The following is a 23,091-nucleotide window of genomic DNA, read 5'->3' on the forward strand; positions in this document are numbered from 1 at the left end:
ATTCACCCCTTGCATCGTCGCCCTTTTGCCCAAATCTGTACGGGGATACAATGATGCGTCGGGGACACGGCTCGTATTTCCTTTGCTTGGGCAGTGCGCCATCGCTAGATTAACCGTAACAAAGCCAATAATAACGAGTGGCTGGCGGGCGGAAGGACAACAGGATGCGGCTTATTTGCCCCAAATGTGATGCGCAATACGATATTGCGGACGATGTGATCCCCGAAGGTGGGCGGGATGTGCAGTGTTCAAGCTGCTCGCACACATGGTTTCAGATGGACAAGCCCAAGGTCGCAGGCCGTCCGCTGATGCAGCCCCCACCGGCCAGACCCGCGCAGTCGACAGCTGGCCCGACCAGCGACGATGGCCCGGCCAGCGAAGATGGCCCGCGCCACAAGCCCATAGAATCGCCCGAGCGCAAGCCGCTTGATTCGTCGATCGCCGATATCCTGCGCGAAGAGGCAGCCCGCGAAAAGCAGGTGCGCGCCACGCAAGAAGCCGCCCCGCATCCGTCCGAGATCCAAAATCAGACCGCCAGCGAGCGGGCCGCAGAAACGCGCCGCCGCATTTCGCAAATGACCGGCCAAAGCAACCCAACACGGGCGTCGATTGCAGCTTCTTCCACCGGTGCGGTTGGCGGGACCAACATTCACGCGATGCCCAGCATCGACGAAATCAACGAAACATTGCGCAGCCGCGCGCTTGCCAGCGACACCTCGGGCCTGACCGCAACCGAGCAGGAAGAAGTCACACGCCGCCGCGGGTTCCGGCGTGGCTTTTTCCTTGTTCTGTTTGTGATGTTGATAGGACTGGCCCCCTATTATTTCGCCGAGCAGATCATCGAAAAGCTGCCGCAGACCCGCGACGCCATGACAACCTATGTGGGCTATGTGGACCAGTTTCGGCTTTGGCTGGATGATCAGATATTGAAAGGGATGGCTTTCATTGACACGCTCAGCGCCCCCTCGTCCGACGCGGTTATTGATACAGAGCCAGCTGCGCTGCCCGAGACGCCAGCAAGCGAATAAGACACCGCGCTAGAACTGGTCAAGCAACCTGCGCAGGTAGTCGCGTTCAATCTCTGGTCGTTCCTGTTCTGCCGATCTGCGGCGGATTTCGTCCAGCAATTCTTCGGCGCGACGGTTGATCTCTTCGCGGCCCAGCATATCCTGATCTGTACCAAGCTGGCCGATATTGCCCATTTCACGACCCAGCGGGTCGCGCTGTGACGGGGTTGGGCGTGCTGCTGTGTCGCCCTGTTCGGACCCTTGGCCGGGCTGTTGCTGCTGGTTTTCGGCCATCGCTTCACCCAATTGCCGCATGCCGTTGCGCAGCGCGTCCATTGCTTCGGCCTGCCGGTCAATGGCTTCGGCCAGATCGCCATCACGTAGTGCATCTTCGGCGCCTTCCATGGCACCCTCGGCACGTTCCAGCGATTGCCTGGCGATATCGCCCGCTTCGCCTTCAAGGTTGGGCAGTCCGTTGCGCTGGCGTTCTAGTTCGTCACGCAATGCCTGCTGTCGTTCAGCAAGGCTTTGTTGGTCGCCTTCACCGCCGGCACCATTGCCGCGTTCTTCACCGGTCTGGCCGTCGCGGCCAACGCCCTGTCCCTGGCCCTGCTGTCCACCTTGACCGGGTTGATCACCGTTCTGGCCCTGCTGGCCGGGCTGCTGCCCCTGTTGTCCCTGACCTTGCTGGCCCTGTTGACCGGGTTGCTGACCCTGTTGTCCTTGTTGGCCCTGTTGCCCTTGGTTGAACTGTTCTTGCAGGTCGCGGAACGCATCGTCAGAAAGCTCTTCCTGATCGCGCAGCGTTTCGGCCAGGTCCTGCATGGATTGCTGGCCCGGCGATTGCTGGCCTTCGCCACCTTCACCTTGGGTCACGCGCATGTTTTCCATCAACTCGTTGAGCTGTTCCATCAGTTCCTGCGCTTCGGCCATGCGGCCTTCCTGCATCAACTCTTCGATCCGATCCATCAGCGCCTGAAGCTCGTCTTGGGTGAACTCCATGCTTTCGCCACCGCCATCGGCCTGATCTGTACCGTCAGAAGGTTCGGATTCTTCGGCCAGCATACGCATGTAGTCGTTGGTGGCCTCGCGCAACTCCTGCATCAGCTCGGCGATTTCCTCGTCAGAGGCGCCATTGCGCATCGCCTCTGCCAGACGTTCCTGCGCACGTTCCAGCCGGGCGCGGGCGTCGGCAAGACGGCCATCTTCCAGTTGGATGGCCAAATCCCATAGGGCCTGTACCACTTCGGCCTGCTCATCGTCGTTCATTCCGATATCAAGAAAGCCATCAAGGCGACGGATGATCGTCGATAGTCGCAGATAGGTAGTTTCGTTCGAAAACAGCCCCTCGGGCAAGTGCGATACTGCGCGCAAAATCTGGTTCACACGGCGCAAATTGGCCTTCGACCACATCAGATCGCGCCTTTGTTCGATCACCGCCTTGGCGAACGGCTGGAAAAACCGGCGGCCCGGCAAGATCAGCGGCTCGGCAGCGGATTGTGCCGATTGGCCCGCCGCATCCGTGACCTGCAATTGCAGGGTAACGGGCAGGTTGGCGAGAGGATGCTGGCTTAGGTTTTCGATCAGGAACTCATCAAAATCGGACCTGTCCCCGTTAAAGGGCATTGGCAGGTCCAGCACCAATGGTTCAATCGGGTCCGGGTCAATGATCAGCCCATGTGCGCGGTCAACGGCGGCTAGATCAAGCGTGATGGTCGCTGTCCCCGCCTCGACCCCGTAATCATCCATCGCCGCGAAAGGCTGCGACATTTCGCCTTGTGCATCCGCCTCGACCGGGCCGGTGAGCTCGACAAAGGGAGCTTCATCCGCAATCGCGGTCACGTTCCAACTGATCCCGTTTTCGCCATCAATCGACAGCGCACCGGATTGCACAATCTCGAAGCTCTGCTGCGCGTCAGACGCGGCAGGCAGGTCATCGGTCCGCGCTGACACCGTTTCGGCCACTGTCAATGCACCCACTTCGCCGTAGAGACGCAAGGTGACTTTGCTGCCCTCCGGCACGCGCAGGGGGCCTGCGGGAATATCATTGAGGTACAGCGATGGCTTGCCGGTATAGGCAGGTGGTTCAACCCACCCTTCCCAGACCGGGCCCGCGATCAGGCTGGGTTCATTTCCAGTCGCCACATCGCCGACCGATCCGATCCGAAACAGCGAGCCGAACAGAAGCGCCGTGACAAAGAAAAGCAGCGCGATAAAACGCAGCCCGAACGGATCTTTGTCCGATACCCGCAAATCAGGTTCAACCACACTGGCGGATTTGGTTCGTTCCTGCATGCGCGCGACATGGGCACGCCAGACTGCCTCTGACGCAGGATCACCACTACCGACGGCTTGCGTGTCTGCGACCGCCGCAATGGGCCGTCCGGGCATGGCTGCATCGACGCGGTCCAGTGCCTCTGCCCTTGTTGGCAAATGGAATCGGCGCACGCCCCAGTAAATTGCCGCCCCAAGTCCGAGGACGGATAAAACCGACAGGCCCCAGAAGAGCTCAAGCGGCATGATATCATGCCAGCCCATCATCAGCGGGGCAAGTACAACGAACATGACAGTCCACAGCGGCCAGAACGCCCTGACGACCTGCTCGGCCACCATGCCTGCGCGTGTCAAAGACACGGGCCAACGCAAATGGCGCATCTGGTCAGTCGGTTGGGTCAGTGGGCTTCTCCTTTAGCTCAGCCACTCCGGCAGTGTATCGCGGCCTATCATCTCTTCATAGGTAGGGCGCGCGCGGATAACTGCAAATTGATTGCCATCAACAAGCACCTCCGGGATTAGCGGTCGCGAATTATATTCAGACGACATGACCGCACCGTAAGCCCCCGCTGAGCGGAAAGCCACAAGATCATCCGGCTCCACCCGCGGCATTTCGCGCGCTTTGGCGAAGGTATCGCCGCTTTCGCAAATCGGACCAACGATATCATATTTTGCGGGCGCGTCCCCCGGTTCAGGTTCGACCACTGGCACGATATCGTGCCATGCCTCGTACATGGCCGGACGGATCAGGTCATTCATCGCACCGTCGAGAATCAGGAAATCGCGGTCTTCACCGGATTTCACATAGATCACTTTTGACACCATCAGCCCTGCGTTGCCTGATATCAGGCGGCCCGGTTCGATCTCTATCTCGCAGCCCAAATGACCGACCGTGCGTTCGATCAGCTTGCCATAGTCTGTCGGCAGCGGCGGCGCCTCGTTCGAGCGCGCGTAGGGAATACCCAACCCGCCGCCCAGATCAAGGCGGCTGATCTCGTGCCCGTCAGCGCGCAACTGTTCGGTCAATTCGGCGACTTTCTTGTAGGCGGCCTCGAACGGGGCAAGCTCGGTCAGTTGCGATCCGATGTGCACATCGATTCCAATGACCTTCAAGCCGGGCATTTTAGCCGCCATCGCATAGACATCGCGGGCGCGGCTGATGGGGATGCCGAATTTATTCTCGGATTTGCCGGTGGCGATTTTTGCGTGGGTTTTTGCATCCACATCCGGGTTTACCCGCACGGTTATGGGCGCAACCTTGCCCAGCGACCGCGCGACCTGATCCAGAACGACCATTTCAGGCTCGGATTCGACGTTGAATTGGCGGATGCCCCCTTGCAGCGCCGTACGCATTTCGTCGGCGGTCTTGCCGACGCCCGAAAACACGATGCGCTCACCGGGGATGCCTGCGGCCCTCGCACGCAGATATTCGCCCGCAGACACAACATCCATGCCGGCGCCCGCATCACCCAAAACCTTTATAACCGCTTGATTAGAAAGAGATTTCATTGCAAAGCAAACAAGGTGGTCAGCGAAACCCAGCGCCTCGTCAAAGAGCGCGAAATGACGGATCAGCGTAGCCGTCGAGTAGACATAGAACGGCGTTCCAACCGCCGCCGCGATTTCGGCGACAGGGACGTCTTCGGCGTAAAGCGCGCCATCGCGATACAGGAAATGATCCAATGCGGGTGATCCTTTTGCAAAACCGACCCCGGACATATCAGATAAAGGGTAAAGACCAACCCCGGATTAAAGGTCGCGGACGGTGTATTTGTCGGGCGTGTAGACGATCCGCATCCGCAGGTACAAATACAGCGGCAATCCGCAGCTGACCCCGATCAGGAAGGTCGCGGGGATTGCCAGCAAGCCCATCCAGTTCTTTGTCTTGGCGACCTCGGTAACAATCCACAGCGTCAGCGCCACCGCAGCAATCGTCAGATCCCAGACAAGGCCGCTGCTGGCCGCATTGGCGTGCCACGCGTCCACCATTTTCATGATGTCGAAGCCTTCGGCCTGAAACCATTGCAGGAAATAGTACATCGGATGAATTGCGCCCCAGATCGCAATCAGCAGGAAAACAGGACGCATCACAGGCCCACCCCGATTGATACAGTGCCATTGCTGGCCCCGACGCTTGCATTTGTACTGACCCCGCCGGACCCGACGCTCAACCCGACATTCGCGCTCGGGCGCATCGGTGGGCCATCAGCACCGCAAGATGCCAGCCCCATGATGCCAATCAACAAAACTGCCCGTTTCATTCCAACTTTTCCTTCCAAGTCGCGATTTGTGCCCTCACCTGTGAGGGTGCAGTACCGCCGAAACTCGTTCGTGACGCAACAGAGTTTTCAACCCCCAGCACGTCAAACACATCCGCGCGAATGTCAGCATGCACTGACTGCATCTGCGCAAGCGAAAGATCAGGCAGATCGCACGTTTTTTCTTCGGCCAATGCCACCAGCGAACCTGTTACATGATGCGCCTCGCGGAACGGTAGCCCAAGTTCGCGCACCAGCCAATCGGCCAGATCGGTCGCGGTGGAAAAGCCTGTCGCTGCAGCCGCCTTCAGGCTTTCGCGGTTGGCCGTCATATCCGCCACCATGCCCGTCATGGCTGCCAGCGCCAGCATCAGGTTGTCAGCAGCATCGAATGTCTGTTCTTTATCTTCCTGCATGTCCTTAGAATAGGTTAACGGCAGCCCCTTCATCACAGTCATCAGGGCCACATTTGCCCCGAAGATGCGGCCAATCTTGGCGCGGATCAACTCTGCCGCGTCCGGATTGCGCTTTTGCGGCATGATGGAAGACCCGGTAGACCATTTGTCGGACATCTTGACGAAACGGAACTGGGCCGAGGACCAGATCACCAATTCTTCGGCCAACCTGCTGAGGTGCATCGCGCAGATGCTTGCACTTGCCAGAAACTCCAGCGCGAAATCGCGGTCCGCCACACCATCCAGCGAATTGGACATCGGGCGATCAAAGCCCAGTGCTTGCGCTGTCATGTCACGATCAATCGGGAACGACGTACCAGCCAATGCGGCAGCGCCAAGGGGCGATGTATTCATCCGCGCACGCGCATCGGCAAAACGTGACCGGTCACGCGCGAACATTTCGACATAGGCCAGCATATGATGGCCCCATGTCACCGGCTGGGCCACCTGCAAATGGGTAAATCCGGGCATCACCCAGTCGGCCCCCGCCTCTGCCTGGCCCAGCAGCGCCTTTTGCAAGGCGCCCAATGCTTCATCCGCCTGATCGCACTGATCACGCACCCACAGGCGGAAATCGACAGCAACCTGATCGTTGCGCGACCGGGCTGTGTGCAAGCGCCCCGCTGGTTCGCCGATCAGATCGCGCAGGCGCGCTTCCACATTCATGTGGATATCTTCCAAAGCGGTCGAAAAGGGGAAATCGCCGGTTTCAATCTCTGACAAAACGGTGAGCAGGCCTTCCCTGATGACCTCTGCATCGTTATCGCTGATGATGCCTGTTGCGGCCAACATGGCGGCATGGGCCCGTGAACCTGCAATGTCTTGCGGCGCGAGGCGGCGGTCATACCCGATCGAGGCGTTGATCGCCTCCATGATCGCGTCTGGTCCGGCGGCAAAACGTCCGCCCCACATTGAGTTTGCGGATTTGGTCATGAAGGAAACGCCTATGCGAAAATTAACATCGGTCCTGCTTTATACGGCACTTGCTGCTGTTGCAAACATCGCGCAGGCACAGACTGCCAACATCGCGGATCTACGCGAAGGTGACATGCGCAAACTGGCCGTGCATAGCACGCCCGTCGCAAGCACGGATACCCCATTCACCGGGGCCGACGGTTCAGAAATGACGCTGGCTGCCTTTGAAGGGCAGATTGTCGTCCTGAATTTCTGGGCCACATGGTGCGCACCCTGCCGCAAGGAAATGCCGCAACTTTCCGCGCTTCAAGCCGAATTGGGTGGCGCTGATATGCAGGTGGTGACAATCGCGACCGGGCGCAATCCAATGCCCGCGATGCAGCGTTTCTTTGATGAAATCGGCGTTGATAATCTGCCCCTGCACACCGACAAGCGGCAATCACTGGCGCGCAGCATGGGTATTCTGGGCCTGCCCGTGACTGTTATCCTTGACCGCAACGGTGACGAAATCGCCCGTCTGCAAGGCGAAGCGGATTGGTCAAGCGACAGCGCCAAATCAATCTTGCATGCGCTGATTGCCGCGCCCTCCTAGGGTCAGGCCCCTAGGCGCGCCCGGCGGTTCCTGACAGCAGCAAAGGGTCAATGCCAATATGCTTGAGCGCGGCTGACCATTTATGTTCGTTGGCCCGCCCAAACACGATGTCATCGCGAGCATCGCAGGTCAGCCAGCCATTCTGGGCAATCTCGGCTTCTAATTGCCCCGGCCCCCAACCTGCGTAGCCCAGCGCCAACATGGATGTATCCGGTCCCTTGCCTTGTGCGATATGTTCCAGCACATCCAGCGTTGCGGTCATGCTGATATTGTCATCAACCCGCAAGGTCCCATGTTCGGACCGGTAGTCGGTCGAGTGCAGGACAAACCCGCGCGCATGATCCACCGGACCACCAAAATGGACACGAATATCACGGACGCCGGGTGATCGGTCGATTCCCAATTGCTCAAGTAGATCCGAAAAGCGCACGTCCGTCTGTGGCTTGTTCACAATCAGCCCCATGCCGCCATCATTTGAGTGAGCACACATGTAAACGACGCTCTGCGCAAAACGCGGATCGCCCATCTCGGGCATGGCAATCAGAAGTTTACCTGTTAAATCTAAACGATCAGAAGTCATGTCCTTATTATTTGCGCCTGGGCACAGCGACGCAAGTAACAACGTGACATTCTAATCGCCCGAATGTGACTTCCCATTTCAGGCCGGGTAACTAAATAAGAAACATGCGTTATTTCATGCCCACAACAGCCTTTGCCCTGCTTCTGCCCGTTCTGGCGGCGGCGGGGCCCTATGACGATCTGGCGCGAGTCGAGGTCTTGCCCGGCTGGCGGATGGAATCGGGTGAACATATGGCAGGCTTGCGGATTACGCTGGAACCGGGCTGGAAAACCTATTGGCGCGCGCCCGGCGATGCGGGAATTCCGCCGTCGTTCCAGTTTGCAGGATCGGATCAGATTACAGGCATCACGCCGCATTGGCCCGTGCCCGAAGTCATTGACCAAAACGGCATGATGTCGATCGGCTATTACGACGGCGTCGTATTTCCCCTGACCGTCACAAGCCGGGCCACGGATGTACCGCTTGAAATCAGCGGCACCTTGAGCATTGGCGTCTGCGAAGAAATCTGCATCCCCGTGACACTGGACTTTCAGGGGCTGCTGCCATCCGAGGGTGCCCGTGACGCATCGATTACGGCCGCTTTGATCAACCAGCCGCTGACTGCGTCCGAAGCGGGTGTTGGCGATGTCACCTGCGCACTTATGCCGATCAAGGACGGTCTGCGTGTCACGACGATTATTGATGTCGCCTCGGCCGGACAACCGGAGCATGTCATCGTCGAAGCTGGCACATCGACTGTCTGGGTGTCAGAGGCTGATATCAGCCGCACCGGAAGCAAGCTGCACGCAAGTGTCGATATGGTGCCTCAAAGCGGGTCGGCCTTTGCATTGGACAGATCCAAGGTGCGCATCACCGTGCTGGGCAGTGACCGTGCGATTGATATTCGTGGTTGCAGCGCAGGCTAGTTGCGTAAACGTGCCGCACCAATGGTGGCACTTGCCAGCACATAGATCGCAAGCAAGAGCAGGGCCAAGCCCGCCGCAAACACGCCAAAGGCCGCAGCGATCCCGCTGTTCAGGATTGGCATGATCGCAGCCACAGGGGCCCAGGCGGCGCCAGTGACAATAACCGGCCCCAACGTTGCAGCGAACAGCAATGCGGCACCAACCGCCCCAAGACCTGCGGGCAGTATGATCGCGGCGCGGCGGCCGCCCAGCGCGCGCTTGGCGGATTGCACCTGTTTGCCCACATCCGCCTGCATCGCCATCAGCGAAGGCACCACAAGCAGCACCAGAAACATGCCCACCCCTAGGCCAAAGACCAGCGTAATCACCGTGGGTTTGAGGAACTCAGCCTGATTGGACCGTTCATAAAGCAGCGGCATCAATCCCAACACCGTGGTCATCGTCGTCAGCATCACAGGGCGCAACCTGTCTGCGGCCCCGTCAATGATTGCAGGGACAAGCCCGCGATCCTGTGCGTATTCGTCAACGGTCGTCACCAGTACAATGCTGTCGTTGATGATGATCCCCACCATCCCAATCATGCCAACAACCGAAAACATGCTGAGCGGCACATCCCAGACATAGTGACCCCAGATCGTCCCGACGAGGCCGAAAGGAATGATCGCCATAACCACCACGGGCCGGGTCCAGCTGCTGAAAATCCATGAAAGCGTCAGGTAAATCCCCAACAGAACCAAGACCAAGCCTGTCTGCGCATCAGCAAGGAAGTTACGTTCCTGTTCGCTTTGGCCGGACAACTGGCTTTGAACCCCAAAATTACTTTCGATCCGGGGCAGAATGTCATCGTTGATGATTTTCTGAATTTCGGTCGCCCGGTCGGCATTGTCATCATCCAGATCGCCCTGCACCGATATCAACTGGATGCCATTTTCGCGCACCACGGTAGAAAAACCTGTCCGGCTTTGGCTGGTCACAACATCAGCAAGGGGCACATAGAACCCGTCGCCCGTGCGAATCTGTGTGCGATCAAGAAAATCGGCTGACAATTCCTCGGGCGGCAGTTCAACCCTGATCGTCGCGGAACGTGCCCCATCTGGATAGCTCGCGGCTTCGATCCCGCCAAGCCGGTTGCGCAGCACGCGCCCCAGACCATCGATATTGAGGCCAAGCGCCTGCCCTTGCGGGGTCAATTCAAGGATGAGTTCTTCCTTGTCATAGGACTGCGAGTCCTCCAGCCCCGAAATCTCAGAGAATTGCAGAAGCTCGGCCTTCAGAGCCTCGGCGGCGGCTTTGAGGGTTTCACTGTCTGCACCGAACATCTGAATATCAAGACTGTCGCCACCCGGCCCACGCCCCCAACTGCGGAAGCTGACGGTTTCGGCCATGGGGTGCTGGACGATGCTGTCTTGCAGTTCACTGACAAAGGAAAAGCTGGAATAGGGGCGGCTGTCGGCATCAATGAGTTCAATCGTGATCGACCCAAGCTGATCGGCATCCTTGGTCTCAGACCCGGCCACAGCGCGCCCCGAATTGCCGCCGACCTCTGCCACCACGTATTTGAGCGGGCTTAACCCGTGGCGTTCCGCGTATTCCGCGCCCAGCGCTTCGGTGGCGCGCTGCATTTCGCGCATCATTTCAAGCGTGTCTTCGCGCGTGGCACCGGGCAGCATGGAGAAGTTGCCGGTCACCTGTGACTGTTCGGGCGCATTGAAAAACCGCCAGTTCACGTCGCCCTTGATAAAAAGTGCAAGCTGGCTGGCCAAGGCGACCAGCGCCAGGGCAAATACCGGATAACGCGCCCAGATCACAAACCGCATGAACGGGCGGAACAGCCTGTCACGGCACCAGTCAAAGCCTTTGTTGACGAATTTGGACGGCAGATCGTACCAATGATCCTTGGCGGTATGGGCAATCGCATGCGACAGGTGATTGGGCAGGATCAGAAAGCATTCGATCAGACTGGCAGCCAGCACGACGATCACGGTGTAGGGGATATCAGCGATCAAACTGCCGAAACGGCCCCCGATCACGACCAGCCCGAAGAAGGCGATGATCGTCGTGGTCGTCGCGGAAAACACCGGGCTGAACATCCTTTTGGCTGCATTTTCGGCAGCAACGGTCGGGTGTTCGCCCAACTGGCGCACCCTGTAATCGGCATGTTCCCCCACGACAATCGCATCGTCCACAACAATGCCAAGGGTAATAATCAACGCAAAAAGCGAGATCATGTTGATCGTGATACCCACCGCGTACATCAGCGCAATCGCGGCCAACATGGCAACGGGAATGCCCGCCGCCACCCAGAACGCCGTGCGCGCGTTCAGAAACAAAAACAGCAGCGCCACAACCAGCATTAGCCCGGTCAGACCATTATCCAACAGGATATTCAGGCGGCCTTCGATGAATTCCGCCCGACCATTTGTCAGCGCAATCGACACGCCCACAGGCAAAGACGCGGTCAGTTCGTCGCGGACTTGTTCGACTGTGCGCTGCATGCCGATGGCATCACCTTGCGCAGAGCGCTGCACCCTGATTTTGATCGCCGGATCATCGCCCACAAAATAAGCGCGCTCTCGGTCGGTGCCTTCGACCTTGATCTGGGCGACATCCGCAATCGTCAGCTTTGAACCGTCGGCGTTGGAGCGCAGGACGATTCCGCCGATGTCCTCTGCCGTGCGTTTGGCGACACCGGTGCGCACGCGCGCGCTGGATGAAACGTCGCCTGCGGGGTCCGCGTCTGCCTCCTCGGCGATGCGGGCGGCGATGTCGGCCATCCCGATATCATGTTCGATCAGGGCCAAAGATGGTACCTGCACGATTGTCGACGGGGCGGCCACACCTTGAATGACAACCTGCGTCACACCTTCGGCGAATAGCCTGATCGAAAATTCATCAGCAAAGCGCGCAAGCTGGTCAACGCCAACAGGCCCCGTCAGCACCACGTCGGTCACGCGGTCGGACCAGCCACCACGCCGGATGTTGGGGTCGTCGGCATCATCGGGCAGATTGTTGGTGCTATCGACGGCCAGCTGCACATCCTCGGCCGCGCGGTCGATGTCGTAACCGGGGTCAAATTCCAGCCGGATCGTCGCGCGCCCTTCGGTGGACCGCGACGAAGAGGACGTCACCCCCTCGACACCAAGCAAAACAGGTTCCAGCACCTGCACAATGGCAGCGTCGACATCTTCGGCGCCTGCCCCGTCCCAGTTGACCGACACGCTCAGGTCATCAACAACCACATCGGGGAAAAACTGCGCCCGCATGTTGGGAAAGGCCAATAGCCCGGCCGAGATCATCAGCACCAGCAGCAGGTTTGCCGCCGTCCGGTGCCGCGTGAAATAGGACAGGATACCGCCTGCGCCTGCCGTCAGCCTGTCGCCTCCGGTTGCCATCAGCTGCCCATCCTGCTTTCCAGCCGTGCGACCGTTTCGGATGACACTTCGTCTTTTTCAAGCTGGCCGATGATCCGCGCCTTTACTTCATCAGGCATCCGGCTGTCGGTGACAAAGCTGACCAGTTTTGCGCGCCTGTCAGGATCAAGCGCGATCATTTCGGGCTGTTCCGGTTGTTCGACGACGCCGGGGCGGATGGGGCGCACTTTGATCCCCGCTCCCAATAGGGGCGACCGTTCTGCAACGATTGTCGCACCGTTTAATTCGCCTACGCTAATGATCACATCGTCACCCTGCCTGCGCAGCAAGCGCACCTGACCGACTTCAAGCCGGTCCTCTGCGCCGACAACCAAGACGGTTTCATCCGGCCCCACGGCAGTTGCGGGCAAGCGCACGACTTGGGTCAGCGCAGGTTCTTTAATGCTGACCGTCACAAAATCGCCGGGGCGAAAGCCCGGTGCCGCCTCCAATTGCGCAAACAACAGGCGACCCGTTTGCCCATCACCGACGCGCGCGCCTTCGCGTGTAATCTGGCCCGTGGCTGCAAGGTTCACCCCCGCCACATCCAATGCCACCGACACGGGCGCGTTGATCAACGTGCCATTTCCATCCAAAAGCCGGGCATATTGCGAAGTTGAGACTCGGAAAGCGACCTCCAGTCGTGTCGGGTCAACCAACTGCGCAAACCGCTCGTTCGGCGTGACCCGCCCACCGGGGCTGATGGTGACATCGGCCAATGTGCCGTCGAACGCAGCAAACACTTGTGTATCGGCAAGATCGCGTTCCGCCTCTGCCATACTGATTTGCGCCCGTGCCAGACGGGTCGTCGCCTGATCAATGCGGGCCTGTGCGGATGCAACGGCCTGTCTGCGTGTCAAAACCGCCGCCTGCGCGGATGACGCAGCCAGCTCGGCGGTTTCAATTGCGGCTGCTGTGCCAACGCCGCGCGCGGCCAGATCACGGGCACGGGCCAGGGCCTGATCACGCAGAGCGGCCTGCGCTTCGGCGGCCCGAAGCTCATCTTGATCAAGCAGAACAGAGCGTTGGGCATCGCGCAGTTCTGCCTGAGCATCCTGAAGGTCGGCGCGGACACGATCCCGGGCCGCTTCGGCCTCTACCGGGTCAATCCGCAGCAAAAGCTGGCCTTCGGTAACGGTGCCGCCCTCCTGCAAGGCTTCGCTTGCCTCAAGCACAGTGCCGCCTGTTACACTGCGCAAATCCAGCGTCCGCTGGCTGCGCAATTCGCCAAATGCCGTCAGCTCCGGGGTTAAGGTCTGCGCCTCAAGCGTGACCACATTGACCGCCAGTACGCGTTCGCGCTGGGGAAAACTGCGTGGTTCTTCGTTCATCCGGGCGACCACGGAGCCACGGACCAGACTGCCCGCCCACGCGAGCAGCGCCAGCGTCACCGCCAACAGAAAAATGCCGATCAGGCTACGACGAAGAAACCGCATGTTAGTTTTCCTAGATATACGCCTTAGATTTAGGTGCGGGCGCTTCTATGTCCAGTTGAACGCACGCTGCATTTATTTCCGGCGCAAATGTTCATCAAGACGGGGCATTATTTCAACGAAGTTGCAGGGGCGATGCCGATAATCAAGCTGTTTGGAAAGGATTTCGTCCCACGCATCCTTGCAGGCACCCGGACTTCCGGGCAACGCAAACAGATATGTCCCCAGTGCGACCCCCGCAGTTGCCCGGCTTTGTACGGCAGATGTACCGATTTTCTGCATGCTCACAATGGTGAAAACAGTGCCAAAAGCATCAATTTCCTTTTCGTAGACATCGCGGTGCGCCTCGACCGTAACATCGCGCCCAGTCAGGCCAGTGCCGCCTGTGGAAATGACCACATCGACCCCGTCATCATTGCACCAGACACGCAGTTGGGCAGCAATCTGATCCCGCTCATCCGCGATAATTTGACGATCAGCCACCGTATGCCCTGCGGCTGTGATCCGGTCGACCAGCGTCTGACCTGATTTATCATCCACCAGCGCGCGGGTGTCACTCACGGTGAGCACGGCAATGCGCACGGGCTGAAAATCCATTGTTTCGTCAATTCGACTCATATGATCCTCTTGAAATCTGGATACCTTTTAGTCGCGCAGCCGCGCGTTCAGCGCGAGCAGATCTGCCCATGCTTCGCGCTTGGCGGCGGGGTTGCGCAGCAAATAGGCCGGATGGAACATCGGCAGGCAGGGCTTGCCAAGCACTTCGGTCCAGTGGCCACGCAAACGCGTAATGCCCGTGCGGCCCAGCAATGCCTGACATGGGGTGTTGCCCATCAAGACGACAATATCGGGGTCGGCCAGCGTGATATGCCGCTCAAGAAAGGGCAGCATCATCGCAATTTCGGCAGGCTCTGGCGCACGGTTGGAGGGCGGACGCCATGGCATCACATTGGTGATATAGACCGCGCGGCTCAACTTCGCGTGGTCGCGCGCCAGATCAATGGCGGCCAGCATACGGTCCAGTAATTGCCCGGCGCGGCCGACAAACGGCTTTCCCGCCCGATCCTCTTCGCGGCCAGGTGCTTCGCCCACGATCATCACGCGCGCGCCGCACTGACCATCACAAAAGACAAAGTTGCGCGCGCCCCGTTTGAGTTCGCAGTGTTCAAAGGCCTGCATCGCGGCCGCCAGACCGTCCAGATCAACCGCCGCAGTGGCCGCAGCCTGCGCAATGGCAACAGGGTCAACCTGCACCTTTTCAGGAATAGGCGGCGGGCCGTCCTTTGGGACTGCGGGTTTTGGCGTGGGTTTGACCGCTTCCAATGCGTAGCGGTCTATCGGCGTGTCCTGAATGGCGTCGGTCGCGCCAAGTTCCACCTGCCATTCCAGCAGGGCGCGATCGTTCCAATAGTCTGACACAGAATCCATAGCGCATATGTTAGCGGCCTTTCGATCCGGGTGGTAGCGCGATCCGCTTGCCCCCATGCTTTGTGCTTTCTATAACCACCCGGAACAGCAAGGGTGGCCCGCGATGACATTCCGACAGCAGCATCTCTTGGGGATCGAGCCGCTTCATCCAACCGAGATCACAACAATCCTTGATCTGGCCGACAGTTACGCCGAACAAAACCGCCGCCGTGTCCAGCATAAGAACGTGCTTGCAGGGCTGACCCAGATCAACATGTTCTTTGAAAACTCCACCCGCACGCAGGCCAGTTTTGAATTGGCTGGCAAACGGCTGGGGGCGGATGTGATGAATATGGGGATGCAGGCCAGCTCGATCAAAAAGGGCGAAACGCTGATCGACACGGCGCTGACGCTCAATGCCATGCATCCTGATTTGTTGGTGGTGCGGCATCCACACTCGGGCGCGGTTGATCTACTGGCGCAAAAGGTGAACTGCGCGGTCCTGAACGCGGGCGATGGCAAGCACGAACACCCCACGCAGGCGCTGCTTGATGCGCTGACAATCCGGCGCGCCAAGGGGCGGCTGCACCGCCTGTCCATCGCGATTTGCGGCGATATCGCCCATAGCCGCGTCGCGCGATCCAACATTATGCTGCTGGGCAAGATGGAAAACAGGGTGCGGTTGATCGGGCCGCCGACCCTGATGCCATCGGGCATTGGTGAATTTGGCGTCGAAGTATTTGAGGACATGCGCGAAGGGCTTCGCGATGTGGATGTTGTCATGATGCTGCGACTACAGAAAGAACGGATGGATGGCGGTTTTATCCCGTCCGAGCGTGAATATTTCCACCGCTACGGGCTGGATGCCGAAAAGCTGGGTTACGCCAAATCCGACGCCATCGTGATGCACCCCGGACCGATGAACCGCGGCGTCGAAATTGACGGCAATATCGCTGACGATATCAACCGGTCAGTCATTCAGGAACAGGTTGAAATGGGCGTCGCCGTCCGCATGGCCGCAATGGACCTGCTTGCGCAAAACCTGCGCGCAAAACCCAAAGAGGTCATGGTGTGAGCATCAATATTCCCGCCAATGACTTTGGCCAGATCCGCATTTTCGAAGCCAGGACCGATTTGCCCCAAGAGGTTCTTGATAAGACGCCCGAAGGGCTGCGACTTCTTTTGGGCACTGATGCGCTAGATCCCAATTACATTGATACCGTGCGCATCAAGGACCTGAGTTCAATGCAGTTGGTCGACTATATTCAGCAAGGCTATGACATGCAGGCCGCGCCCTACGATGTGCCCGCCCTGAACGGGATCGAAGGGTACGCCGTGCTGGTGATGTCGGCTGCATCACGCGGTCAGGCTGTCACGTTGACGCCTGCACCATGGCTACGGCATGTGACCACGCTTGTCCCCAAGGCCCAGCTGGAGGTCATCACACCACTCAGCAGCACATCGGCCCAAGGAGTCATCGGCGACGCCCCCGTCAAGGAACCAAAATCAGATGCCCGCATCGGCGGCATGGTCGCAACCTTTGCGCTGATCGTCATGTTTTTGCTGGTGGCGGTCATGGTTTGGGTGGCCTGACATGAATTGCGCACCTCGGAAAGACACTGCATGACTGATATTTTCTTTGCCAACGCGCGCCTGATCGACCCTGCCGCCTTGACGGACCAGCCGGGCGCTTTGCTGGTGCGCGACGCCAAAATCGCCGAGGTCCACGAGGGCCATCCAGCGCCGCCAAAATCGGCCAACGTCATCGACTGCGGCGGCATGTGCCTTGCACCGGGGATCGTTGATGTCGGCGTCAAAGTGTCCGAGCCCGGCGAACGGCACAAGGAATCCTTCCGCTCAGCCGGGCGGGCCGCAGCGGCGGGCGGGATTACCACCATCGTCACCCGCCCCGATACGTCCCCCGCGATCGATACGCCCGAAACGCTTGAATTCGTCGAACGCCGCGCGCAGCTGGATGCGCCGGTCCATGTGCTGCCCATGGCGGCCCTGACCAAAGGGCGCGACGGGCGCGAAATGACCGAAATCGGGTTGCTGCAAGATGCAGGTGCCGTTGCCTTTACCGATTGCGACCGTGTGGTGGGCAACACCAAGGTATTCAGCCGCGCCCTGACCTATGCGCGCAGCCTTGACGCGCTTGTCATTGCTCATGTGCAAGACCCCGGCCTGTCGGACGGGGCGACTGTGACCTCTGGCAAATTTGCATCGTTGCGCGGCTTGCCCGGCGTCTCTGCCATGGCCGAACGGATGGCGCTGGACCGGGACATCGCGCTGCTCGAAATGACCGACGCCCGCTATCATGTGGACCAGGTCACCACGGCACGCGCCCTACCCGCACTCGAACGGGCCAAGCGCAACGGGCTGCGTATCACCGCAGGCGTCGGCATCCACCATCTGACGCTGAATGAGCTGGATGTGGCTGACTACCGGACGTTCTTTAAGCTCAAACCACCGCTGCGCAGCGAAAATGACAGGCTGGCCGTCGTTCAGGCGGTTGCAGAAGGGCTGATTGATATCATCAGTTCCATGCACACGCCCCAGGATGAGGAAAGCAAGCGCCTGCCGTTCGAGGAAGCCGCCAGCGGGGCGGTCGGGCTTGAAACACTGCTGCCCGCTGCGATGCGACTGGTGCATGCGGAGATGATCGACCTGCCGCGCCTGTTCAGGGCACTGTCGCTGAACCCGTCAAAATTACTGGGCCGAAGATCGGGGCGGTTGCAGGCTGACGCCCCTGCCGATCTGGTCCTGTTTGATCCTGACGCGCCATTTCTGCTGGATCGCAGCAAACTACTGTCGAAATCCAAGAACACCCCCTTTGATGGCGCGCGGCTTCAGGGCAAGGTACTTGGCACATGGGTGAATGGGCTGCGCATTTGGGGAGATAACTGATGCCATTTCTGGAAAGCACAATAGCGGTCATGATCCTTTGGGCCTGCCTGGGATATTTGCTCGGGTCGATCCCCAGCGGCGTGATTATCGCGCGCCTCATGAACCTTGGCAATCTGCGCGATATCGGCTCAGGCAACATTGGTGCCACCAATGTCTTGCGGACGGGCAACAAAAAGGCTGCCGCCATGACCCTGCTGTTCGACGCAGCCAAGGGCATTGCCGCCGTGGTTCTGGCCAGTATTTTTGCCGCCGAGGACGCAGCACAACTTGCTGGGCTGATGGCATTTCTGGGCCATTGCTTTCCAGTCTGGCTAAAGTTCAAAGGCGGCAAGGGCGTGGCCACCTACCTTGGGGTGATTGGCGGGCTGGCCCCGTTTCTAGGGCTGGTGGCCTGCGGTATCTGGTTGGTCGTCGCCCTGATCTCACGCTATTCGTCGCTGGCGGCGTTGGTGGCGGCGGGGTGGCTACCGATCGTGATGGCGATGACGGGTTATGGCACCTTGTTCCTCCTTGGCGTCATCCTGGCCCTCCTGATTTACGCGCGGCACTGGGGAAATATCCAACGCATGAAGGCCGGAACCGAAACAAAAATCGGGGCCAAGGCCTGACTGAGGTTTACAGCAATTCAACGCGAAGAAATGAAGCCGCAAATGCAGGCATGAATTGCGCGCCGCTTTGGCACTTGGCCAAAAAGCCAATTTTCAAAATTCGCCTAACCGCATTCGAGCCGGAGCCAGACGAGTGCATTGTTTATGGCTTACCCTCGCAGACACCGCAGCAGATGCTTTTCGACAAAGCCAGTCACTGCTGCGAGGGCCGCGCCCTTGGTTGCGTCGGGCGTCTCATGTCACAGGTGCGCGGCCCGCTGTGCAACGCGGGGTTTCGCATATACGCCAAGAACTCCGGAGCGATTGAATGACATCATTCAATTCCGAAGAACTGTTCGGCTTAACGATATAGCCGTTGGCGTTATTATCATAGGCTTTGTTAACATCCTCCTTGCTGTCAGACGTCTTAAAGACAAAAACCCTTGCGGATTTCAGGTCACTGCATTCTCTCAACGCGACCAGAAATTCATGGCCATTCATACGAGGCATGTTGATATCAAGCAGAATGACAAATGGATCAGGAAGAATTCCCCTCGTTTGGTTCTCTTTGAGTATTTCCAACGCCTCAACACCGTCTCTTGCCCGTACCAAGGAATTGGATGCACCAAGTCGCTTCAACCCGCGCCGCAAGATTTCCACGTCTAAGTCATTGTCCTCGACCAATAGAATGTTCATTTCCTCTTTCATCTCATGCAGCCTCGCTTGGCTGCGCATGCGACTGCAACTGTTTCCTGATCGGCCAATCAAAACCAAACGCCGCACCAGTCCCAATTGACGATACGAGCTCTACCTTCCCGCCATCAAATTCGACCACCTTCTTGACAATTGACAGGCCGATCCCTCTGCTTTTAGGCGTGTCGCCTGTGCGCAAGGTCTGAAATACATCGAAGATCCGATCATGGAATTTGGGATCAATACCAGGTCCGTTGTCCGAGACAACGAGACGTGCCCGATCACCGACGCGCAGTGCACGCACATTGATCCGAAGCGCTGCCGTGCCGACGTGATACTTGACCGCATTCCCGACAATGTTTTCAAGCACGCGGCGCAAGTTTGTCGTATCAACATGAATGGTGCCGACATCATCGGTCAGCTGCAACTGCTCTGGTGCCAGATCAAAGTCCACCCTCATGCTATCAATTGCCTCTTTGATGTCCAACGGATCGCCCGTGTCCCCTTGGTTACCGATGCGCGAATATTCCATGATGCTGCTTGTCAGGCGGGACATCCGGTCAATGCGTTCATGTATGCGCGCCAGATTGCTGCGCACCCCGGGGTTTGCATCGACAGACGCAAAATAATCTTCGAGATCCTCCTCTATCATCTCGGTCAGGCCGCCAATGCCGCGAATTGGTGTCTTGAGGTTATGCGAAACCGCGTAAGAGAACTGTTCGAGTTCGTCATTCGTGCTCGAGAGATACCGATTAGTCTCTGCCAGCTTGGCCGACTCTTGTCGCAGTGCGGCAGTGACATGCTTGGCATAACGGACCGCACGCGTGCGCGCGCGGGCCATGACGACAAGACAAAAAACAATCAACGCTTCAGTCAGCAGCCCCGCAAACAGAATAAAAGTAAGCTGGGAATAACTGTTTTCCTGACGAAACGTGAGGTTCGTCCGGATATCGAAGCCCCGATTGCGACCATAGAGATCAATCAGAATCTGATCGGAAAACATCGGGTCAGGGTCAAACATCGGCTCGGTGGTTTCATATTCATCGTAGATGAGTTCACTGCCTTCAGAGATGCTCAGCACAAATGCCACCTGCATTCTCAATTGATATGGCGCGCAACTCTGACATTTATGGTCCGGCTCCTTTTCGCTTCCAGAACCGTACAGCCGAATTGTTAAGAAGTTGCTCTACAGCAAGGTACAGTCGAAACAACGCCGTAGATCCGACCTACAGCATTTCGGCTTTGACCTGAGCCATCAGCGAAAGCGGAAAAACCCATAACATGTGAACGGCGCACGGCGTTTCCCGAAAAGCCGAGGCTCAGTTTTTTCACGAAACGCAACTATAGATCACTTTGCAGGACCAACCTAACGCGGCGGCAAACGCACCGCACCATCCAGCCGGATCACAGTGCCGTTCAGGTAAGGATTAGCGACAATCTGGCTGACCAGTTGGCCAAATTCCTCGGCCTTGCCAAGCCGCGCCGGAAACGGAATGTTAGCCGTGATTGCGTCAACGGTTTCGGTCGGCAGCCCCTCCATCATCGGAGTATAGAACAAGCCCGGCGCTATCGCCATGACACGGATGCCGGTTTTGGCAAACTCGCGCGCCGCAGGAAGGCACATCGACGCAATCCCTCCCTTGGACGCCGCATAGGCGGTTTGCCCCAATTGTCCGTCCTCATAGGCGGCAGACGAGGTATTGATGATAACGCCACGTTCGCCATCCTCCAGCGGATCGAGGCCTTGCATGCCCTTTGCCGCGTGCGACATCACAAAGTATGATCCGATCAGGTTTACCCGAATGACCCGCTCAAACAAATCAGTCGACAGCTTCCCCTCGCGACCGACAACTCTTGCGGCAAGCCCGATGCCTGCACAACTGACAGCGATGCGCGGCACGCCAAGATTTTCTGCAACCTCTTCAAAAGCAGCCGCCACCTGCGCCTCGTCCCCCACATCGGCACGCACGGCAATCCCGTCAATTTCCGCGGCGACCGTCTTGGCCTTGTCACCATCATAGTCAAGCACAGCGACGCGCGCGCCTTGTGCTGCCAGAACCCGCGCCGTGGCAGCCCCAAGGCCGCTGCCACCCCCGCTGACCAAAGCAATCTGGTTTGATACCTGCATGGGAGAGTCCTTTCGTTATGTTCCTTAACGGTTATACGCCTTATCGATTTTGCGTCAACGAATCCCGTTCAGCACAAGCAATGAACCCAGCCGCACGCCAGATGCCAGATGCCAGATGCCAGACCGTAAGGTGGAACTTGGACCACCTTCCTAGTAACTATATTCCGCGTAGATCCGTTTCAGGTCGCCATGCCAATCACCGTGGTAGTGATCCAAAAGCTCGTCCGCCGGGGTTTTGCCGGTTTCGATGCTGTCCTTGAGCGCATTGAGGAAATGGGTTTCATCGGGCACCATGCCACCCGCACCCGGCATGCCGCGTGCCTTGAGGCCGGATTCGGAAATTGCCACAGCTTCGCGCGCCAGATCGTGCATATTGATCCCGTCAACCTGCGCCTGCAAGCCATCGACGGATGCTGCGACGCGCAGGGCCTCGCGCTGCTCGGCGGTCCACCCCTTACACAGGTCCCATGCTGCGTCCAAAGCGCTCTGGTCGTACATCAGGCCCACCCAGAAGGCTGGCAAGGCACACAACCGCCGCCATGGGCCACCATCGGCGCCGCGCATTTCGATGTACTGTTTCACCCGCGCTTCGGGGAATACCGTGGTCAGGTGGTCAGCCCAGTCGGACAGGGTTGGCTTTTCACCCGGTAGTGCGGGCAATTCGCCTTTCAGAAAGTCCCGGAACGACATGCCAAGCGCGTCGATATATTTGCCATCGCGATAGACAAAATACATCGGCACATCGAGCACCCATTCCGTCCAGCGTTCAAACCCGAAACCTTCTTCAAAGACAAAGGGCAGCATACCGGTGCGCGCGTCATCCAGACTGCGCCAGATCCGACTGCGCCATGATTTATGGCCGTTTGGCTTGCCTTCAAAGAAGGGCGAATTGGCAAACAGCGCCGTTGCAACGGGCTGCAAAGCCAAGGCGACGCGCATTTTCTGGACCATGTCAGCCTCTGATCCGAAATCGAGGTTTACCTGCACGGTACAGGTGCGGCGCATCATCTGGGTGCCGTGAGTGCCGACCTTGCCCATATAGTCGTTCATCAGCTTGTAGCGGCCCTTGGGCATCAGTGGCATCTGCTCGTGCGTCCATTCGGGCGCGGCCCCCAGACCGATGAATTTCACACCGATTTCGTCAGACACCGATTTGACCTCGGCCAGATGCACATTCACCTCGTCACAGGTCTGGTGAATGCTTTCCAACGGGGCACCGGACAGTTCCAGCGCACCACCGGGTTCGAGGCTTACATTTGCGCCCTCCTTGGTCAGGCCAATGATGTTGCCATCTTCAAACACCGGGTCCCACGCAAAGCGATGCTGCAATCCTTCAAGGACCGCCCGAATGGACCGCTTACCCTCGTAAGGCAGGGGCAAAAGGTTTTCGCTGCAATAGCCGAACTTCTCGTGCTCAGTGCCGATGCGCCAGTCTTTGCGGGGCTTGCAGCCTTTGGCCAGATATTCGACCAGCTGCTCGTGATGTTCGATCAGGCCACCGCCAGATTGAGGGACAGACATGGGCAAGGCTCCGTTGCGC

21 protein-coding genes are annotated in these 23,091 nt (G+C 58.5%); 7 read left to right on the plus strand and 14 right to left on the minus strand.

Translation table 11 applies throughout. The annotated features are described in order from the left end of the window. Positions 1–164 precede the first annotated feature (164 nt). Positions 165–1,028, plus strand: a complete 864-nt coding sequence (locus tag C8N45_RS10095) for a zinc-ribbon domain-containing protein (RefSeq protein ID WP_108386353.1) — start codon at positions 165–167, stop codon at positions 1,026–1,028. Positions 1,029–1,037: 9 nt separating this feature from the next. Here the strand turns inward: C8N45_RS10095 and C8N45_RS10100 are convergent, their stop codons facing one another. From C8N45_RS10100 to argH, 5 genes are all read right to left on the minus strand, one after another. Then, positions 1,038–3,662, minus strand: coding sequence for a DUF4175 domain-containing protein (locus C8N45_RS10100; RefSeq protein WP_108386129.1), 2,625 nt, complete (start codon positions 3,660–3,662; stop codon positions 1,038–1,040). 33 nt (positions 3,663–3,695) lie between these two features. Beyond that, entirely contained in the window at positions 3,696–4,964 is a 1,269-nt protein-coding gene (gene lysA / locus C8N45_RS10105) for a diaminopimelate decarboxylase (RefSeq protein WP_108386354.1), read from the minus strand. A 66-nt stretch (positions 4,965–5,030) separates the two neighbouring features. Then, the gene (locus tag C8N45_RS10110) at positions 5,031–5,369 is read right to left on the minus strand and encodes a DUF2834 domain-containing protein (protein ID WP_108386130.1); all 339 of its coding nucleotides are present in this window, start codon (positions 5,367–5,369) and stop codon (positions 5,031–5,033) included. Beyond that, complete coding sequence (locus C8N45_RS23220; protein ID WP_168769447.1) at positions 5,369–5,542, minus strand: hypothetical protein; 174 nt, start codon at positions 5,540–5,542, stop codon at positions 5,369–5,371. Before C8N45_RS23220 ends, C8N45_RS10110 begins: the two co-directional genes overlap by 1 nt. Continuing rightward, complete coding sequence (argH, locus tag C8N45_RS10115; protein ID WP_108386131.1) at positions 5,539–6,927, minus strand: argininosuccinate lyase; 1,389 nt, start codon at positions 6,925–6,927, stop codon at positions 5,539–5,541. The genes C8N45_RS23220 and argH overlap by 4 nt, the downstream gene beginning before the upstream one ends. Positions 6,928–6,940: 13 nt before the next feature. On the opposite strand from argH, the gene C8N45_RS10120 reads away from it, so the two are divergent. Further along, the gene (locus C8N45_RS10120) at positions 6,941–7,501 is read left to right on the plus strand and encodes a TlpA family protein disulfide reductase (RefSeq protein WP_108386355.1); all 561 of its coding nucleotides are present in this window, start codon (positions 6,941–6,943) and stop codon (positions 7,499–7,501) included. Positions 7,502–7,511: 10 nt separating this feature from the next. On the opposite strand, the gene C8N45_RS10125 is transcribed toward C8N45_RS10120, so the two are convergent. After that, entirely contained in the window at positions 7,512–8,081 is a 570-nt protein-coding gene (locus C8N45_RS10125; RefSeq protein ID WP_108386132.1) for a YqgE/AlgH family protein, read from the minus strand. Between the two features lie 116 nt (positions 8,082–8,197). Between C8N45_RS10125 and C8N45_RS10130 the strand changes: the two genes are divergently transcribed. Next, positions 8,198–8,986: a protein-disulfide reductase DsbD domain-containing protein gene (locus tag C8N45_RS10130; RefSeq protein WP_245882625.1), complete on the plus strand. Its 789-nt coding sequence runs from the start codon at positions 8,198–8,200 to the stop codon at positions 8,984–8,986. Here C8N45_RS10130 and C8N45_RS10135 read toward each other — a convergent pair. The 4 genes from C8N45_RS10135 to C8N45_RS10150 all read right to left on the minus strand — a co-directional run bounded on the left by C8N45_RS10135 (position 8,983) and on the right by C8N45_RS10150 (position 15,257). Then, positions 8,983–12,378 (minus strand): efflux RND transporter permease subunit, encoded by a 3,396-nt coding sequence (locus C8N45_RS10135; RefSeq protein WP_108386134.1) that lies wholly within the window; start codon positions 12,376–12,378, stop codon positions 8,983–8,985. The genes C8N45_RS10130 and C8N45_RS10135 overlap by 4 nt on opposite strands. After that, entirely contained in the window at positions 12,378–13,832 is a 1,455-nt protein-coding gene (locus C8N45_RS10140; protein WP_108386135.1) for an efflux RND transporter periplasmic adaptor subunit, read from the minus strand. The genes C8N45_RS10135 and C8N45_RS10140 overlap by 1 nt, the downstream gene beginning before the upstream one ends. Before the next feature lie 72 nt (positions 13,833–13,904). After that, entirely contained in the window at positions 13,905–14,447 is a 543-nt protein-coding gene (moaB, locus tag C8N45_RS10145; protein WP_108386136.1) for a molybdenum cofactor biosynthesis protein B, read from the minus strand. A 27-nt stretch (positions 14,448–14,474) separates the two neighbouring features. Beyond that, positions 14,475–15,257, minus strand: coding sequence for a uracil-DNA glycosylase (locus C8N45_RS10150; protein ID WP_108386137.1), 783 nt, complete (start codon positions 15,255–15,257; stop codon positions 14,475–14,477). A gap of 103 nt (positions 15,258–15,360) precedes the next feature. Between C8N45_RS10150 and C8N45_RS10155 the strand changes: the two genes are divergently transcribed. From C8N45_RS10155 to plsY, 4 genes are read left to right on the plus strand one after another with little or no spacing between them, the layout of a single operon-like run. Then, positions 15,361–16,311, plus strand: a complete 951-nt coding sequence (locus C8N45_RS10155; protein ID WP_108386356.1) for an aspartate carbamoyltransferase catalytic subunit — start codon at positions 15,361–15,363, stop codon at positions 16,309–16,311. Beyond that, complete coding sequence (locus C8N45_RS10160; RefSeq protein ID WP_108386138.1) at positions 16,308–16,829, plus strand: hypothetical protein; 522 nt, start codon at positions 16,308–16,310, stop codon at positions 16,827–16,829. The genes C8N45_RS10155 and C8N45_RS10160 overlap by 4 nt, the downstream gene beginning before the upstream one ends. Positions 16,830–16,859: 30 nt before the next feature. Then, on the plus strand, positions 16,860–18,143 hold the full coding sequence (gene pyrC / locus C8N45_RS10165; protein ID WP_108386139.1) for a dihydroorotase: 1,284 nt from the start codon (positions 16,860–16,862) through the stop codon (positions 18,141–18,143). Beyond that, a complete protein-coding gene (plsY, locus tag C8N45_RS10170; RefSeq protein ID WP_108386140.1) occupies positions 18,143–18,751 on the plus strand; it encodes a glycerol-3-phosphate 1-O-acyltransferase PlsY in 609 nt (202 codons plus the stop codon). Before pyrC ends, plsY begins: the two co-directional genes overlap by 1 nt. Before the next feature lie 234 nt (positions 18,752–18,985). Here plsY and C8N45_RS10175 read toward each other — a convergent pair whose 3' ends face one another. The 4 genes from C8N45_RS10175 to C8N45_RS10190 all read right to left on the minus strand — a co-directional run bounded on the left by C8N45_RS10175 (position 18,986) and on the right by C8N45_RS10190 (position 23,072). After that, positions 18,986–19,438 (minus strand): response regulator, encoded by a 453-nt coding sequence (locus C8N45_RS10175; protein WP_245882628.1) that lies wholly within the window; start codon positions 19,436–19,438, stop codon positions 18,986–18,988. A 1-nt stretch (position 19,439) separates the two neighbouring features. Beyond that, positions 19,440–20,513 carry a sensor histidine kinase gene (locus tag C8N45_RS10180; protein ID WP_168769448.1) on the minus strand — a complete coding sequence of 358 codons (1,074 nt, stop codon included), beginning with the start codon at positions 20,511–20,513 and terminating at the stop codon, positions 19,440–19,442. A 276-nt stretch (positions 20,514–20,789) separates the two neighbouring features. Beyond that, on the minus strand, positions 20,790–21,551 hold the full coding sequence (locus C8N45_RS10185; protein WP_108386142.1) for an SDR family NAD(P)-dependent oxidoreductase: 762 nt from the start codon (positions 21,549–21,551) through the stop codon (positions 20,790–20,792). Positions 21,552–21,701: 150 nt separating this feature from the next. Further along, a complete protein-coding gene (locus C8N45_RS10190) occupies positions 21,702–23,072 on the minus strand; it encodes a glutamate--cysteine ligase (protein WP_108386143.1) in 1,371 nt (456 codons plus the stop codon). Positions 23,073–23,091: the final 19 nt, after the last annotated feature.

The sequence above is a fragment of the Yoonia sediminilitoris genome (assembly GCF_003058085.1).
GTDB lineage: Bacteria > Pseudomonadota > Alphaproteobacteria > Rhodobacterales > Rhodobacteraceae > Yoonia > Yoonia sediminilitoris.